This is a genomic window from Cellulomonas fimi (assembly GCF_028583725.1).
In the GTDB taxonomy this organism is placed as follows: domain Bacteria; phylum Actinomycetota; class Actinomycetes; order Actinomycetales; family Cellulomonadaceae; genus Cellulomonas; species Cellulomonas fimi_B.
Genome location: NZ_CP110680.1, coordinates 4,440,629 through 4,456,200 on the forward strand (window position 1 = coordinate 4,440,629; position 15,572 = coordinate 4,456,200).

Genomic DNA, 15,572 nt, shown 5'->3' on the forward strand with positions numbered 1-15,572 from the left:
TAGCAGGGGCCACCGACAACCCCGTCCGCGCACACCGCACTCGCGTCCGGTCCTGCCTCGCCCGCGAGGTTAGGACGCTCCGGCCGGGGTTCCAAACGGGCCTGTGGACAACGTTGTGAGGTCCGCTGTGGACGGCGCCGGAGCGCTTGTGCACAGTCCGTGGACAGTCCTGTGGATACGGTGGACGAAAGACTCCGTACGAACCCCTGACCGGCCCGGACGCTGTGCACGGCATGTGGATGCGAGAAAGGTTGGACGAGATTTCATCTGACGGACACCGCACGTCCGCCGTCGACCGGCAGATTCTGTCCCTTGCCGTCCCGGCGCTCGGTGCACTCGTCGCGGAGCCGCTCTTCGTCCTCGTCGACTCCGCGGTCGTCGGCCACCTGGGGACGGCGTCGCTCGCCGGTCTCGCGCTCGCGTCGACCGTGCTCGTCACCGTCGTCGGCCTGTGCGTCTTCCTCGCGTACGCCACGACGGCGGCCGTCGCACGACGACTCGGTGCGGGCGACCGCGGTGGTGCGCTGCAGGTCGGCGTCGACGGCATGTGGCTCGCGCTCGGGCTCGGCGTCGCGCTCGGGGCCCTCACGTGGCTGACGGCGCCGTGGCTGATCGGCGCGCTGGGCGCGACGGGCGAGACCGCGCGCGAGGCGGTCGTCTACCTGCGGGCGTCGTCGCCGGGGCTGCCCGGGATGCTGCTGGTCCTGGCGTCGACCGGTGCCCTGCGCGGGCTCCAGGACACGCGGACACCGCTCGTCGTCGCCACCGCGGGCGCGATCGTCAACGGCGTCCTCAACGTCGTCCTCGTCTACGGCGCCCACCTCGGCATCGCCGGTTCCGGGCTCGGCACCGCGCTCACGCAGCTCGCCATGGGTGCGGTGCTGGGCGGCGTGGTCGTCCGCGGGGCGCGGGCCGCGGGAACCCGCCTCACCCCGCACGCCGCCGGTCTGTGGGCGAACGCCCGCGCGGGAGCCCCGCTGCTCGTCCGGACCCTCACCCTCCGCGCCGCGATCCTGCTCACGGTCTGGGTCGCGACGGCCCTCGGCGCGACGGCGCTGGCCGCGCACCAGGTCGTCAACGCCGTCTGGGGTCTCGCCGCGTTCGCCCTCGACGCCCTGGCGATCGCCGCGCAGGCCCTCGTCGGGCACGCGCTCGGCGCCGCCGACGTCCCGCGCACCCGTGCGCTGCTGCGTCGCACGCTCCAGTGGGGTGTCGGTGCGGGCGCGGTGCTCGGCCTGGTGCTGGGTGGTGCGTCGTGGCTGTACGTCCGGGCGTTCACGACCGACCCCGACGTGCAGCGGGCCGCCGTCGTCGCGCTCGTCGTCGCGGCCGTCACGATGCCGATGGCCGGGTGGGTGTTCGTGCTCGACGGCGTGCTCATCGGCGCGGGCGACGGCCGGTTCCTCGCCTGGGCGGGCGTCGTCACGCTCGTCGCGTACGTGCCGTTCGCGCTGGCCGTGCGTGTCTACGCGCCCGACGGGCTCGTCGGCCTCGCCTGGCTGTGGGCGGCCTTCGCGGGCGTGTTCATGCTGGCCAGGGCGCTCACCACCGGCTGGCGGGCGCGCGGCACCGCGTGGATGGTGACGGGCGCCTAGCCGAAGGGGCCCGTCTGCGACGCGCGTCGGCGTGCGACCCTCACGCGTCCGCGGACCCCGACGGCGTGGCGTAGCGCGCCGCGAACGCGCCCGGCGTCATCCCCGTGACGCGCCGGAAGTCGCGCGACAGGTGCGGCTCGTCGGCGTACCCGAGGCGGGCGGCGACGTCGGCGACGGTCGTGCCCCCCGCGCGCAGCAGCCCGGCGGCCTCGTGCAGCCGACGACGCTGCACCAGCCACTTCGGCGACAGCCCGAGCCTGCGTCGCGTCAGTCGCTGCAACGACCGCTCCGTCATGCCGAACCGCTCGCACAGCTGGGCGACGCGCAGCAGCTCGGGGTCGTGCTCGACGGCGTCGACGATCGCGTTCACCTGACGGCCCTCGTCGTCCACCGGCAGCCACCGCCGCAGGAGCTCGCCGACCAGGTCGGTCGCCGCGTGCTGCCGGGACTCGTCGGTCGGGTCCGGTCCCATCTCCGCGCGCACGTCCGCGACCAGCCGTCCGACGTCCGCCGCCGGCGTGGTCCCCGCGAGCGCCGCCGCGACGTCGGCGTGCCGACCCGTCCACGCCGCGACCGACCCGCCCGTGAGGAGCGCCCCCGCCGCGGGCTGGAGCAGCACGCCGACCGCCCAGCCGCGGCCGGTGAGCGTCGTCGTCGACAGGCCCGGCGCGACGCCGTAGAACCGCGCGTAGGAGTCGGCGACGACGACGAGGCAGACGGGGTACTGCAACACCTGCTGCGCGGCCGACCCGTTGCCCGGCACGTCCCACGTCGGCACCCAGTACCGGCGGACGAGGTCCGTGAGGTCGGCCTCGGGCGCCCACCGGCCGATGCGGAACGACCGGTCGGCGGGGTCGACGAGGTGCGCGCGCTCGACCTCGTCGACCGCCGCACCGGACCCGCCCCGCGCGTGCGCGGCCCCGCGAGCCGCCGGCGTCGTGCGTCCGGCCGCTGCGTGGTCGCCCGTGTCGGGTTTCATCAAGCCGCCCTCCGTCCCGCCGCCTAGCGTCGCAGTCATGACCGACAACCCGACCCTGCAGACCTACGCCCGCCACGCCGACGGCATGCAGGCGACGCTCGACGCGATCGCCGCGCCGTCCTGGGACTCCCCTTCGGCCTGCGCGGGCTGGACGGGGCGCGACGTCGTCGCCCACCTCGTCGACAGCCAGCGTGACTTCCTCACGACGCACGGTGCCGCGCTCGGCCCGCGCCCCGACCTCGCCGATCCCGCCGCGGCCTGGCGCGCGCACACCGCCGAGGTCCGGGGGCTGCTCGCCGAGCCCGGCTTCGTCGAGCGCGAGTACGAGAGCTTCGGGTCGACGACGACCGTCGGGGCGACGCTCGACATGTTCTACGGCTTCGACATGATCGCCCACCGCTGGGACGTCACCGCCGCCGACGGTCGCGCGTACACGTTCGACGACGCCGACCTCGACGTCATCGAGGGGATGGTCGCGGCGATGGGCGACACCCTCTACACGAGCGGCGTCTGCGCGCCGGCCCTCGACGTCGCCCCCGACGCCGACCGCCAGACGCGGGCCCTCGCCGCCCTCGGCCGACCGGCGACGGTCGGCGTCTGACGCGCTCACCCGGAGCGCCTGTCCGCTGAGGGCAGACACGACACCGGGCCCGACGACGGCGACGCGGGTCTAGCGTGGCGGGCAGGCGCGACGACGACGGGAGCACCCATGACGCACGAGCTGACGGCCCGGCCGCACCGGGTCGCGCACCCCTCCGACGCCGCCGGCCCGGCGGGCCACCGGGTCGGGGACCGCGTCGAGCCGCTGCTCCGCCGGCTCGTCGGCGCGATCCTCCGCGAGCGCCGCGAGGACCAGGGCCGCACGCTGCGCGACGTCGCCGTCGACGCCCGGGTGTCGGTCGCGTACCTCTCGGAGATCGAGCGTGGCCGCAAGGAGGCGTCGTCCGAGGTGCTCGTCGCCGTGTGCCGGGCGCTCGGGATGCGGCTCGTCGACCTGGTCGGCGCCGCGCACTCGGAGCTCGCGCGCGCCGAGGGTCGCGTCGTCGTCGACCTGGCCGACCCGCGCCGCGCGCCGCGCGACCCCGCGGCGGCGGACCCGACGCGGGCCGTCGTCGTCGACCTCCACGCCCGTGTGCCGGGCCCGGACCGCGTCGTCACGACGACGGACGCGGTCCTGCTCGCCGCCTGAGCCGCGGAGCCCGCTCTCGGCCCCCGGGGGCCGTCGGGCACGGGTGCCGCCCGGCGTGCCGTCAGGACGGCCCCGACGCGACAGCGCCGGGCATGCGGTCGGACACGCGCCGAGCGCCCGGCGTGCGGTCGGGCACGTGCCGAGCGCCCGGCATGCGGTCGGACACGTGCCGAGCGCCCGCCGTGCAGTCGGGCACGCGCCCGGCGCCCGGCGTGCGGTCGGGCACGCGACCGGCCCGACCGCACGCGACGTCACGCCGCGGGCAGCGCGGTCGGCACGTCCTTGAGCGTCGCGACGACGCGGTCGGCGAGCCCGTACTCGACGGCCTGCTCGGCGGTGAGGATGAGGTCGCGGTCGGTGTCGCGCCGCAGCCGCTCGACGCTCTGCCCGGTGTGCCGGGACAGGATCTGCTCGACCTGCCCGCGCAGCCGCTGGATCTCGGCGGCCTGGATCTCCAGGTCGGCGGCGGTCCCCTCGGCTCCACCGGACGGCTGGTGCAGCAGCACGCGCGCGTGCTCCAGGACGTGCCGCTGCCCCGGTGTGCCCGCGGCGAGCAGCACGGCGGCGGCGGACGCGGCCTGACCGAGGCAGAACGTCGCGACGGGGGGCCGGACGTACTGCATCGTGTCGTACACCGCGAGCAGGGCCGTGAGTGAGCCGCCCGGGGAGTTCACGTAGACGTGGATGGGCAGCTCGGCGCTCTCCGACTGCAGGTGCAGCAGCTGCGCGATGACGACGTTCGCGACGCCGTCGTCGATCTCGGTGCCGAGGAAGACGATCCGGTCGGAGAGCAGCCGCGAGAACACGTCGGACGTCCGCTCGCCCGTCGGCCGCTGCTCGACGACGTACGGGATCGTGTACTGGCCGGCCATCAGAGCCCCGCCTTCCGCAGGGCGCCGTCGGGGCGGACGTCGTCGAGGTGCTCGACGACCTTGTCGACGAACCCGTACTCGAGCGCCTCCGCGGCGGTGAACCAGCGGTCGCGGTCGGAGTCGCGCTCGATGGTCTCGACGCCCTGCCCGGTGTGCTCGGCGATGAGGCCCTGCATCGTGCGCTTCACGTGCGCCATGTTCTGCGCCTGGATCGCGATGTCGACGGCCGTCCCACCGATCCCGCCCGACGGCTGGTGCATGAGCACGCGCGCGTGCCGCAGCGCGAACCGCTTGCCGGGCGTCCCCGCGCTGAGCAGGAACTGCGCGGCCGACGCGGCGAGCCCCATCGCGAGGGTGGCCACGTCGTTCGGGATGAGCCGCATGGTGTCGTACATGGCGAGCGCCGCGCTGACGGAGCCGCCGGGCGAGTTGATGTAGAGCGCGATGTCGCGCCGCGGGTCCTCCGCGGACAGCAGCAGGAGCTGCGCGCAGACGCGGTTCGCGACGGCGTCGTCGACCTCCTGCCCCAGCACGACGATGCGCTGGTGCAGCAGCCGGGTCGCGAGGTCGTCGTCGAACGGCCGTGCGGTCGGTGGTGCGGCGGTGCGGGCGGTGACGGTCATCGGGGTCCTCCTCGGTTCGTCGGTCCCTCGACGTTCGCACCGCACCGGCTGCCCCGGCCGCCCGCTCTGCCCTGAGCAGATCCGCCCCGGGCAGACACCCGCTGGCCCACCGACGACCCGTCCACGCGACGACCCGGCGCCGGCGACCGGAGACGGCGTCTCAGCGGTCACCATCACCGGGTCGGACGCGGCCGACGATCGCCGCGAGAGCGGCGCAGTGACGAGACGCGTGCCGGAGAGGTGTGCCGCCACGGCGGACGGCAGAGGCCCCCGGGACCGGACGGTCCCAGGGGCCTCGCGTACGTCAGGCGGGTGTCAGCCGGCGACGACCTTGACGGTCACCTTCGCGGCGACGTCCGCGTGCAGGCGGACGGACACCTTGTACTCGCCGGTCGCCTTGATCGGCTGGCCGATCTCGACCTTGCGCTTGTCGATCGCCGGGGCGCCCGACGCCTTGACCGCGTCCGCGATCTCGGCGGTCGTGACGGCACCGAACAGGCGACCCGAGTCGCCCGCCTTGGCGGTGATGACGACGGCCTTCGACTCGAGCGAGTCGCGGACGGCCTTGGCGTCGTCGAGCGTCGCGATCTCACGGGCCTTGCGGGCCTTGCGGATCGCGGTGACGTCCTTCTCGGCACCCTTGGTCCACGGCGTGGCCAGGTTGCGCGGGATGAGGTAGTTGCGGGCGTACCCGTCCTTCACCTCGACGACGTCGCCGGGGGCACCGAGACCGGTGACCTCGTGGGTCAGGATGATCTTCGCCATGTCAGGTCTCCTTTCTCAGCGGGCCGACGACGAGTACGGCAGCAGGGCCATCTCGCGGGCGTTCTTGACGGCACGCGCGATCGCGCGCTGCTCCTGCACGGACACGCCCGTCACGCGACGCGCGCGGATCTTCCCGCGGTCGGAGATGAACTTCCGCAGCAGGGCGGTGTCCTTGTAGTCGACCGTCTCGATCTTGGCGGCCTTGAGGGGGTTCTGCTTCTTCTTGGGCTTGCGAACAACGGCCTTGGCCATCGTGGTGCTCCTTCGTTCGGAGCCCCGGGCTTTGCCGGACCCGGGGATGGGATGTCTGGGGGTTGGGGACCCGCCGGTCAGAACGGGGGCTCGTCGGAGTAGCCGCCGCCACCGGAACCACCCGCGGGAGTCGCCCACGGGTCGTCCTGCTGGCCGCCGCCGCCACCGCCGCCGTAGCCACCGCCGCCACCGGAGTAGCCGCCGCCGCCGCCACCGCCACCGCTGAAGCCGCCGCCACCCGAACGCTGGGTCCGGGTGACCTTGGCCGTGGCGTAGCGGAGCGAGGGGCCGACCTCGTCGACCTGCAGCTCGTACACGGTGCGCTTCTCGCCCTCACGGGTCTCGTAGGAGCGCTGCACGAGCCGGCCGGTGACGATGACGCGGGTGCCCTTGGTGAGCGACTCGGCGACCGACTCGGCCGCCTCCCGCCAGATCGAGCAGCGCAGGAACAGCGTGTCGCCGTCCTTCCACTCGTTGCTCTGGCGGTCGAACGTGCGCGGCGTCGACGCGACGGTGAAGTTCGCCACCGCCGCACCCGACGGGGTGAAGCGGAGCTCGGGGTCCCCCGTGAGGTTCCCGATCACCGTGATGGTGGTCTCACCAGCCATGCCAGCTCCTCGCTCGTTCGATCAGTCGGAAACGGTCCTGGGGACCGCACGTCGGTTCCGCACGGTACGCGCGGAGACCGACACTCACGCGTCGGCGCGCAGCACCTTGGTCCGCAGGACGACCTCGTTGAGGCCGAGCTGACGGTCGAGCTCCTTGGCGGTCGCGGGCTCCGCGGTGAAGTCGACGACGGCGTAGATGCCCTCGGACTTCTTCTTGATGTCGTACGCGAGGCGACGACGGCCCCAGATGTCCACCTTGTCGACGGTGCCACCGTCGGTCTTGACGACCGACAGGTACTTGTCGAGCGACGGGGCGACGGTGCGCTCCTCGATCTCGGGGTCGAGGATGATCATGATCTCGTACTGACGCAGGCTCATACCCACCTCCTCTGGTCTCGGCGGTCACGGTCGTTCCGTGACAGGAGGGTTCTGTGCGTCGCTGCGCGTGCTCGTCGGGCCGATCGGCGGCCGCCGGGCACAGGCACAGCAAGGGCCAAGCCTACCGGCCCGCCGCCACCCGCCGAAATCGCGGGTCGACGACGGGCCGGCAGGCCCGGACGTGCGGGGGCGGCGTCAGCCGCCGTTGCCCCCGCCGCCGCCGTTGTTGCCACCCGCGTTGGCGGGCTGCGTCGGCTGCGGCGTCGGCTGCTGGGTCGGCGGCGGCTGGGTCGGCTGCGGCTTCGGACCCGTCGAGACGACGATGGTCACCGTGCTGCCGGGCGCCGCCTGCCCGCCGCGCGGGTCGGCGCGGATCACGCGACCGGTCGTGACCGTGTCGGACGACTCCTTCTGGACCACCACCACGAGTCCCAGCGCGTCGAGCGTCGCCGTGGCGTCGGCCTCGAGCTTGCCCTCGACGTTCGGCACGTCGACCACGGTCGGCTCCGGCGGGGCCTCGGTCGCGGGCGCCTCGGTCGCCGTCTCCGTCGGGAGGGGCGTCGCGCTGGGCTTGCCGCCGACGTTCGCACGCGGCGGGAACTGCTGGACGTCGGCGTACTGCGGCAGCGTGAAGGCCTGCTTCATGTACGACTGCCAGATGAACGCCGGCCAGGTGGAGCCGGTGACGTACTTGACGCTGCCGATGGGCGAGATCGACTCGTCCGACGTCCCGTCCGGCGCCTTCTGCGACATCGCCACGACCGTCGCCATGTTCGGCGTGAAGCCGGCGAACCACGCCGCCTTGTTGTCGTTCGTCGTCCCGGTCTTGCCGGCGATCGGACGTCCGAGCGGCTTGATCCACGTCTTGCCCGAGCCGTTCTGCACGACCTGCTGCATCGCGAAGCTGGTGTCCGCCATGACGTCGGCCTGGAAGACGCGCTCACCCTCGCTGGGCGCCTGGTACGCGGTGCTGCCGTCCGGGTTCGTCACGATCGCGACCACGTGGACGGGGAACTTCACGCCCTGGTTCGCGAACGTCGCGTACGCGTGCGCCAGGTCGATCGGGTGGATCGCGTCGGTCCCGAGCACGTTCGACACGTTCTGCGGGCTGACCCCGGGCACACCCGCCCGGGCGGCCACGTCCGCCGTCTTGTCGGGGCCGACCTCGATGTTGAGCTGCGCGTAGACGGTGTTGACCGACAGCTCCGTCGCCTTCACGAGGTCGATGGTGCCGAAGTTGTCGCCGTCGAAGTTCCGGACCGGCGTGTTGCCGCCGTCCCACTCGGGGAACTTCTGCCCCGAGCGCCCGTTGTACGTCTTCTTCAGCGGGATGCCGTTCTCGAGCCCGGCGACGAGGGCGAACGGCTTGAACGTCGAACCGCCCTGGACGTTCTCGAACGTCGCGTGGTTGCGCTGGTCGGTCTCGTTGTTCGGGCCGCCGTAGAGCGCGACGATCCCGCCGGTCTGCGGGTCGATCGACGTGATGGAGTACTTCGTCCGCTCGCCCGGCACCGCGCCGTCCTGGCGCTCGAGCGCGCCCGCCCGGAACCCGTCGGCGGTCGCGATCGCCATGTCCTGCAGCGGCTTGCGGATCGTCGTCACGACGGACATGCCGGCGCGGTTGATGTCGTCCTCGGACATCGTCAGCGGCGAGCCGGCGAGCTCCTTCTTCACCATCTGCAGCAGCAGGCCGTTCGGGCCCATCTTCGACTGCGACGGCTGCTCCGGGATGAGCGTGGCGGAGGGGAACACGAGCGTCGCGCGCTCGGCCGCCGGGAGCGCGCCGATGTCGACCATGTTGTCGAGCACGTAGTTCCAGCGGGCCTCGGCCTTCTCGGGGCTGACCGCCGGGTCCCAGTTGTTGGGCGACGGGATGATGCCCGCGAGCACGGCCGCCTCGGACACGCTGAGGTCCTTCGCACCCTTGCCGAAGTACGACTGGGCGGCGGCCTCGATGCCGTACGAGTCACGGCCGAAGTAGATGGTGTTGAGGTAGCGCTCGAGGATCTTGCCCTTGTCCTCGGTGCGCGCGAGCTTGATCGCGAGCAGCGCCTCGCGCGCCTTGCCGACGTAGTCGGTGGTCGTCGAGAAGTAGTAGCGCTCGACGTACTGCTGCGTCAGCGTCGAACCACCCTGCGTCTTGCCGCCGCGCACGTTGTTGAGGAAGGCGCGCGCCATGCCGACGGGGTCGACGCCCGAGTTGGTCTCGAACGTCTTGTCCTCGGCGGCGATGACCGCCTTGCCGACGTACTCGGGCAGCGACGCGAGCTCGACGATCGTGCGCTTCTGCACCGCGAACGTGCCCATGACCTCGCCGTGCGGCTGGTCGGGGGTCTCGGGGGCGAAGTAGACGGTCGTCGTCTGGGCTGCGGTGTCGGCGTTGGGGTCCGGGATCGTCACGCTGTTGTACGCCGCGACCGCGCCGCCCAGCATGAGGAAGACGAGCGTCACGAACGAGCCGAGCACGAAGCGCCACGACGGCAGCCAGCGGTGCAGGCCGGTGTAGCCCGAGCGCGGGTAGTCGAAGAACCGGCGCTTGCGCGGCGCGACGCCGGCGGCGCCCGTGGTGGAGGCGGTGGTGGCGCTCGACGCCGGACGGGTGCGCGTGCTGCGACGCGACCGTGCGGGCGCGGCGCGCCGGTTCGTGCCTGCCAAGGCGGTGCCTTCCTGACGACGACAAGTCCGCGGGACGTCGCGCCGGTGGCCATCGGGGGTCGGCCGGATCCGGGCGCACGTCTACCGCGGAGCCCAGTATGGGGGCACGCGCTGTGTCCGCCCAGGGATGGGAGGCCCGTCCGGCCGGACCCTTCACACGATCGGCACGGAGCACCCAGCCCTCCCCCGCGAGCGGCCGTTCCTGTGTGGCGTGGGTCACCGATCGCACAGGTCGGAGGCCGTCCGCGCACGCGTGACTTGTCCGGAGGCATCGGCTCGACATACTCTCCGGATGTATCGAGTTGATACATCGACGGCCATCCGCCTCGACGAAGCGGTCCGGACGTCGTCCTGTTCGTCCCGGTGCGCCTCCCGCGCCCGGACCGTACCAAGCCTGGAGGAGGTAGCGCCGTGCGTGGTCGTTCCGACGTGCTCGAGCCCGCCATCCTCGGGCTGCTGCACGAGTCCCCCATGCACGGGTACGAGCTGCGCAAGCGGCTCAACCTCGTGCTCGGGTCGTTCCGCGCGCTGTCCTACGGGTCGCTGTACCCCTGCCTCAAGTCGCTCGTCGACCGCGGCTGGATCGTCGGCACCGAGTCCGCCCCCGGCGCCGCGCACGGCGTCGGCAGCAAGCGCGCGCGGATCGTCTACCAGCTCACGGCCGACGGCAAGGAACACCTCCAGCAGGTGCTCGCGTCGTCCGGGCCGTCCGCCTGGGAGGACGAGAACTTCGACGTCCGGTTCGCGTTCTTCGCGCAGACCGACGCCGAGACCAGGCTCCGGATCCTCGAGGGCAGGCGCACCCGCCTGACGGAACGCCTCGAGACGATCCGTGTGTCCTTCGCCCGCACCCGCGAGCGCATGGACGAGTACACGCTCGAGCTCCAGCGGCACGGCCTCGAACAGGTCGAGCGAGAGGTCCGCTGGCTCGACGGGCTCATCGACAACGAGCGCGGCCACCGTCGCGCGCGTACCGCAGGCACCGGCCGCCCGGCCGGAGCCGACACCACCGCTGTGCCGTCCGACTCCGTCGACACGGCGAACACCACCGAGAAGGAGCGAGGATGACCTCCATCCGCGTCGCCATCGTCGGCGTCGGCAACTGCGCCGCGTCGCTGGTCCAGGGCGTGCACTACTACGCCGACGCCGACCCGAACGGCACCGTGCCGGGTCTCATGCACGTGCAGTTCGGTGACTACCACGTGCGTGACATCGAGTTCGTCGCGGCCTTCGACGTCGACGCGAAGAAGGTCGGCTTCGACCTGTCCGAGGCGATCGTCGCCTCCGAGAACAACACCATCAAGATCTGCGACGTCCCGCCGCTCGGCGTGACCGTGCAGCGCGGCCACACGCTCGACGGCCTCGGCAAGTACTACTCGCAGACCATCGAGGAGTCCGACGCCGAGCCCGTCGACATCGTCGCCACGCTCCGCGAGGTCCAGGCCGACGTCCTCATCTGCTACCTGCCCGTCGGGTCGGAGGCCGCCGCGAAGTTCTACGCGCAGGCCGCCATCGACGCGGGCGTCGCGTTCGTCAACGCCCTGCCCGTCTTCATCGCGTCCGACCCCGAGTGGGCCGCGAAGTTCGAGGCCGCCGGTGTCCCGATCGTCGGCGACGACATCAAGTCGCAGGTCGGCGCGACCATCACGCACCGCGTGCTCGCCCGCCTGTTCGAGGACCGCGGCGTCATCCTGGACCGCACGTACCAGCTGAACGTCGGCGGCAACATGGACTTCAAGAACATGCTCGAGCGCGAGCGCCTGGAGTCCAAGAAGGTCTCGAAGACGCAGGCCGTCACCTCCAACCTCTCCGGCCCGCTGGCCGGCAAGAAGGAGGACCGCAACGTCCACATCGGCCCGTCGGACTACGTCGCGTGGCTCGACGACCGCAAGTGGGCGTACGTCCGCCTCGAGGGTCGCGCCTTCGGTGAGGTCCCGCTGAACCTCGAGTACAAGCTCGAGGTCTGGGACTCCCCGAACTCGGCCGGCATCATCATCGACGCCCTGCGCGCCGCGAAGATCGCCAAGGACCGCGGCATCGGCGGCCCGATCCTGTCCGCGTCGACGTACTTCATGAAGTCGCCGCCCGTCCAGATGGAGGACCAGAAGGGCCGCGCCCAGCTGGAGTCCTTCATCCGCGGTGAGGTCGAGCGCTGATCCGGAGCGCAGCGGAGGTCGAGAGGGTCGGTGCGCCAGCACCGGCCCTCTCGGCCGTAGCGGAGCGCAAGATCAGCGCGACAGGCCCTCAACGCGTCACCGCGTCGGCAGGCCCACTCCCCGCACGGCCCAGCTCGACATCCCTACGGCCCACTGCGGCACGTCCGCCGTGGGCTCGGGCTGCGGTGCGACGACCACCGACGTACCCGCGTCGACGTCGTACGCCGTCAGGACAGCGGGCGTCGCCTCCTGGCACGAGCTGCGCGACCTGACGTAGGCGACCCCACCGGCAGCGGTGACGTCGACGCTGCCGGCGGGCGCGTCGAGCAGCGGCACGAGCCGCCGCCCGTCCCAGACGGCCGCGCCTGCGTCGCACGCGTCGGCGCCACGTTCGACCATCCGCACGACGGTCCTGCCACCGGTAAGGGTGGCACCGCCCCACCGTTCCGGGATCGGTTCACCGTCCGCGAGCTGCTGGAGCAGCGTGACCTGGGTCGACGCGCCGGCGATGTCGAAGCGGTACAACGCCGCGTCCGCCGCGACCTCCTCGCTGCCGACGATCGTCCGGTCGGCGCAGACGACGAGCAAGGAGCCCTCGTCGAGCCAGCTCACCGCGTCGCACCGCTTCCCCGGCACGCCGTACTCCAGCTCGGTGCGGTGACCGTCCCGGACGTCGATCACCGCGAGCAGGGTGTCGTACCCCCAGACGCTGGTGGCGATCCTCGTCTTCGTCGGGTCGAGGAGCGGCGCATGCAGGCCAAGGCCGCCGACGAGCTCGAGCGCGCCGTCGTCGGTCCGGCGGAACACGTCCGAGGTGGCGGCGTCCGTACTGGTCGCGTTGCTCCACAGTTCGTCGCCGTCGGCCGTGAGCCCGTGGTACCAGGGGCCGTCCGCGTAGCGGTTCAAGTCGAGGGGGGTCGGCGTCAGCGTGCCGGTCTCGAGGTCGAGCTCCGCCCGGGGTTCGCGCGCGCTCGAGGCGCCGCCGACGGAGTCGATGCTGACCACCGCGGTCGTCGAGCCGGCGTCCCACCGCAGGAGCGACACGGCGGTGTCGAGCGGCAGGTCGACGACCCGGTACCGCTCGCCCGTCGGGGACACCAGGACCACGGTGTTCACGAGCGCGACGGGCACCTGCAGGTCGTGTTGCGAGGGCTCGGACCGGTAGACCGTGAGGACCCAACCGGGCGTCGTCGCCGCGAGCAGCCCTGGCGGCAGGGCCGTCGTCGGCGGGAGTCCGGGGATCTCGTCGAGCGTGGCGCTCGCCGTCGGCGACGGCGCCGGCGTGGCGGACGAGCGGGGGGTCGCGCTCGCGCTCGGCGTCGGCGTGTCCGCCGGGACGGGGGCCTCGCGCTGCTGCCAGCCGAGCCACGACGCGGCCCCCAGGACCACGACGGCCGTCCCCGCACCTCCGACCTGGAGCGTGCGGCGCAGGGCGCGCCGACGACGGACGCGACGCGCCGTCCCCGCCAGCACCGACGCGGTCGGCTCCAGCCCGGCCATCGAGCTCTCCCGGGCGGCGACGTTCTCGTGCATGAGGTCGGTCAGGTCACGCGTCACGGCGCACCTCCTCGGTCGGGACGAGCAGGACGGCGTCGCGATCGGTCGCGACCGTCGTCCCGAGCAGGGCGTGCAGCGCGGCCACCCCGTCGGACACGTACCTCTTCACGGCGCCCTCGCTCAGACCGAGCACCGACGCGGTCTCACGGATCGAGAGGTCGTCCAGGTGCCGCAGCACCACGCAGGCACGCTGCCGCGGGCTGAGCCGGGCGAGCGCGAGCTCGAGCTCGGTGGAGATCCCCCGCTCCTCGGGACCGGGCTGCACCAGTTCCGGGTGCGGTCCGGCGGCCGCCCACGCGGACCGTTCCGTCCCGCGTCGGCGCGTGCGGTCGACGAACCGGGAGACGATCGCCCGCCGGACGTACTGCTCCGCCTGTCCGACGGAGTCGAAGCGCGCCCGCGCGCTGAACGTGGCGACCAGCGCCTCCTGGACGAGGTCCTCGGCGTCCGCCGGCGGCACCATCAGCATCGCCCGCGCGACGAGCACCGGGTAGCGCTCACGCGCCACCTGCTCGAGCATCGGCTCCCATCGTCGGACCACCCGACCTCCTTCCCGCGCCCGTAGAACGCAGACCGACCCCGAAAGGTTGTGATCGGTCCGTGCTCGCGGAGGTCAGGTCACGGCCGACGGAGGCGTCGGTCGCTCACGGAGCGACGACGGGGGCCGAGGCGGACATCACGGCACCGTCGCCGGGCCCGGGCGGGAGGGTCGTCGTCCGACCACTCATGAGGTCGAGGACGACCGACGTCGACCGCGTCTCGTCCCCGAGGCACTGATCCCGGCCGGTGATCACGAGCCGGCCCCCTGAGACGCCGAGCGACACGTACCCCTCGGGGAGGTCGGCGTCCAGGGCCGCCATGGCGCCGTCCCGCCACACGCCGACCCGGTCCATGCAGGACTCGGGCAGGACGTCGGGACCGATCGCGTACGCCGTCGCCGCGACCCGTCCGCCGGGGAGGGTCACGCCCTGCACGGGGACGAGGTCGCCGACCGCGAAATCACGCAGGACGACGGGTGCGGAGGACCCCGTCACGTCGCCACGCACGAGGCGGGGACGACCGGTGGTGTCGGAGAACGGCCGCGCCTCGAAGGAGCTGTCCCCGCACACCGACAGGACGGTCGTCGCCGACTCCCACGCGACGAGCTCGCACATGGTCCCGGCGAGGCCGAGTGCGAGGTCGCGCGACCCGCCCGCCACGAGGTCGACGACGCGAGAGGGAGCGCCGTCGACCGACCACGTCGTGACGAGGGCCGCCGTCTCGCCCGGGTTCACCACGGCGGTCGAGGCCGTGTACGGAGGAAGGTCGTCGGCGACGAGCCGTGCGGGTCCCCCGCCGTCGCTCGTCCAGATCGACCCCTTCCCGTTGTCGTGGTCCGCCGTCCACAACGTCGCCGAGCTGCGGAGCGGCCTCGCGTCGGCGGGGAGACCGGCAGGTCGCGGGAGCTCGGTCACGTCGCCGGTGCGCAGGTCGAGCCGACCGCGCGCCGTGCCCCCGCCGGTCACGACGGGCACCTGGGGCGAACCATCCCACGGCCCGATCACCGCGTCGACATCGTCCCCGACCCAGTAGAGCTGCCCGTCGGGCGATGCCAGGACCAGCACGTTGCCGACCGCCCCCGGGCCCAGGGCGCTCGCGTCCCCGCCCGTCGCGACGTAGAGCGTCAGGGCCCACCCGGACCCGACGGACTCGAGGACGGCGTCGTCGACGGCGACCATCGGCGGCATCCCTGGCCGCTCGACCGCGACGCGGGCGGCGGTCGGCGTGGGGGTGTGCGCGGGCGTGCTCGAGGGCGTGACCGACGGCGCGGGGGTCGGTGTCGTCGCCGGCAGGGGCGGAGCGGCGCGGACGCCGATCCAGGTGGCAGCTGCCACCACCGCGCCGACGGCCGCGACGCCCGTGGCGGCGGCGAACGTCCGTGCCGCGCGACCACGCCGGACACG

At 73.0% G+C, this 15,572-nt stretch carries 16 protein-coding genes; 5 read left to right on the forward strand and 11 right to left on the reverse strand.

The genetic code is table 11. From position 1 onward, the window contains the following. Positions 1–233 precede the first annotated feature (233 nt). Positions 234–1,595: an MATE family efflux transporter gene (locus OOT42_RS20025; protein WP_273652905.1), complete on the forward strand. Its 1,362-nt coding sequence runs from the start codon at positions 234–236 to the stop codon at positions 1,593–1,595. Positions 1,596–1,635: 40 nt separating this feature from the next. Here OOT42_RS20025 and OOT42_RS20030 read toward each other — a convergent pair whose 3' ends face one another. Continuing rightward, on the reverse strand, positions 1,636–2,574 hold the full coding sequence (locus OOT42_RS20030; RefSeq protein WP_337251899.1) for an AraC family transcriptional regulator: 939 nt from the start codon (positions 2,572–2,574) through the stop codon (positions 1,636–1,638). Positions 2,575–2,611: 37 nt separating this feature from the next. On the opposite strand from OOT42_RS20030, the gene OOT42_RS20035 reads away from it, so the two are divergent. Further along, positions 2,612–3,175, forward strand: coding sequence for a TIGR03086 family metal-binding protein (locus OOT42_RS20035; protein ID WP_273652907.1), 564 nt, complete (start codon positions 2,612–2,614; stop codon positions 3,173–3,175). 108 nt (positions 3,176–3,283) lie between these two features. Further along, positions 3,284–3,763, forward strand: a complete 480-nt coding sequence (locus OOT42_RS20040; RefSeq protein ID WP_273652908.1) for a helix-turn-helix domain-containing protein — start codon at positions 3,284–3,286, stop codon at positions 3,761–3,763. A 251-nt stretch (positions 3,764–4,014) separates the two neighbouring features. Here OOT42_RS20040 and OOT42_RS20045 read toward each other — a convergent pair whose 3' ends face one another. The 7 genes from OOT42_RS20045 to OOT42_RS20075 form a co-directional block, all read right to left on the reverse strand. Further along, positions 4,015–4,635 carry a ClpP family protease gene (locus tag OOT42_RS20045; RefSeq protein ID WP_273652909.1) on the reverse strand — a complete coding sequence of 207 codons (621 nt, stop codon included), beginning with the start codon at positions 4,633–4,635 and terminating at the stop codon, positions 4,015–4,017. Continuing rightward, positions 4,635–5,258 carry a ClpP family protease gene (locus OOT42_RS20050; RefSeq protein WP_273652910.1) on the reverse strand — a complete coding sequence of 208 codons (624 nt, stop codon included), beginning with the start codon at positions 5,256–5,258 and terminating at the stop codon, positions 4,635–4,637. The genes OOT42_RS20045 and OOT42_RS20050 overlap by 1 nt, the downstream gene beginning before the upstream one ends. A 315-nt stretch (positions 5,259–5,573) precedes the next feature. Further along, on the reverse strand, positions 5,574–6,023 hold the full coding sequence (rplI, locus tag OOT42_RS20055) for a 50S ribosomal protein L9 (protein WP_124343318.1): 450 nt from the start codon (positions 6,021–6,023) through the stop codon (positions 5,574–5,576). A gap of 15 nt (positions 6,024–6,038) precedes the next feature. Beyond that, positions 6,039–6,275, reverse strand: a complete 237-nt coding sequence (rpsR, locus tag OOT42_RS20060) for a 30S ribosomal protein S18 (RefSeq protein WP_124343319.1) — start codon at positions 6,273–6,275, stop codon at positions 6,039–6,041. 77 nt (positions 6,276–6,352) lie between these two features. Continuing rightward, the gene (locus OOT42_RS20065) at positions 6,353–6,883 is read right to left on the reverse strand and encodes a single-stranded DNA-binding protein (RefSeq protein WP_162353561.1); all 531 of its coding nucleotides are present in this window, start codon (positions 6,881–6,883) and stop codon (positions 6,353–6,355) included. An 84-nt stretch (positions 6,884–6,967) separates the two neighbouring features. Then, the gene (gene rpsF, locus OOT42_RS20070; protein WP_013772912.1) at positions 6,968–7,261 is read right to left on the reverse strand and encodes a 30S ribosomal protein S6; all 294 of its coding nucleotides are present in this window, start codon (positions 7,259–7,261) and stop codon (positions 6,968–6,970) included. Between the two features lie 195 nt (positions 7,262–7,456). Continuing rightward, positions 7,457–9,916 (reverse strand): transglycosylase domain-containing protein, encoded by a 2,460-nt coding sequence (locus OOT42_RS20075; protein WP_273652911.1) that lies wholly within the window; start codon positions 9,914–9,916, stop codon positions 7,457–7,459. A 411-nt stretch (positions 9,917–10,327) separates the two neighbouring features. Here OOT42_RS20075 and OOT42_RS20080 point away from each other — a divergent pair, with 411 nt between their 5' ends. Both OOT42_RS20080 and OOT42_RS20085 read left to right on the forward strand, forming a co-directional pair. Continuing rightward, positions 10,328–10,984 (forward strand): PadR family transcriptional regulator, encoded by a 657-nt coding sequence (locus OOT42_RS20080; RefSeq protein ID WP_168678054.1) that lies wholly within the window; start codon positions 10,328–10,330, stop codon positions 10,982–10,984. After that, complete coding sequence (locus tag OOT42_RS20085; protein ID WP_273652912.1) at positions 10,981–12,072, forward strand: inositol-3-phosphate synthase; 1,092 nt, start codon at positions 10,981–10,983, stop codon at positions 12,070–12,072. Before OOT42_RS20080 ends, OOT42_RS20085 begins: the two co-directional genes overlap by 4 nt. A gap of 96 nt (positions 12,073–12,168) precedes the next feature. Here the strand turns inward: OOT42_RS20085 and OOT42_RS20090 are convergent, their stop codons facing one another. From OOT42_RS20090 to OOT42_RS20100, 3 genes are all read right to left on the reverse strand, one after another. After that, positions 12,169–13,629, reverse strand: coding sequence for a hypothetical protein (locus OOT42_RS20090; protein ID WP_273652913.1), 1,461 nt, complete (start codon positions 13,627–13,629; stop codon positions 12,169–12,171). Next, on the reverse strand, positions 13,619–14,170 hold the full coding sequence (locus OOT42_RS20095; RefSeq protein ID WP_273652914.1) for an RNA polymerase sigma factor: 552 nt from the start codon (positions 14,168–14,170) through the stop codon (positions 13,619–13,621). Before OOT42_RS20095 ends, OOT42_RS20090 begins: the two co-directional genes overlap by 11 nt. A 103-nt stretch (positions 14,171–14,273) precedes the next feature. Continuing rightward, complete coding sequence (locus OOT42_RS20100; RefSeq protein WP_273652915.1) at positions 14,274–15,347, reverse strand: hypothetical protein; 1,074 nt, start codon at positions 15,345–15,347, stop codon at positions 14,274–14,276. Positions 15,348–15,572 lie beyond the last annotated feature (225 nt).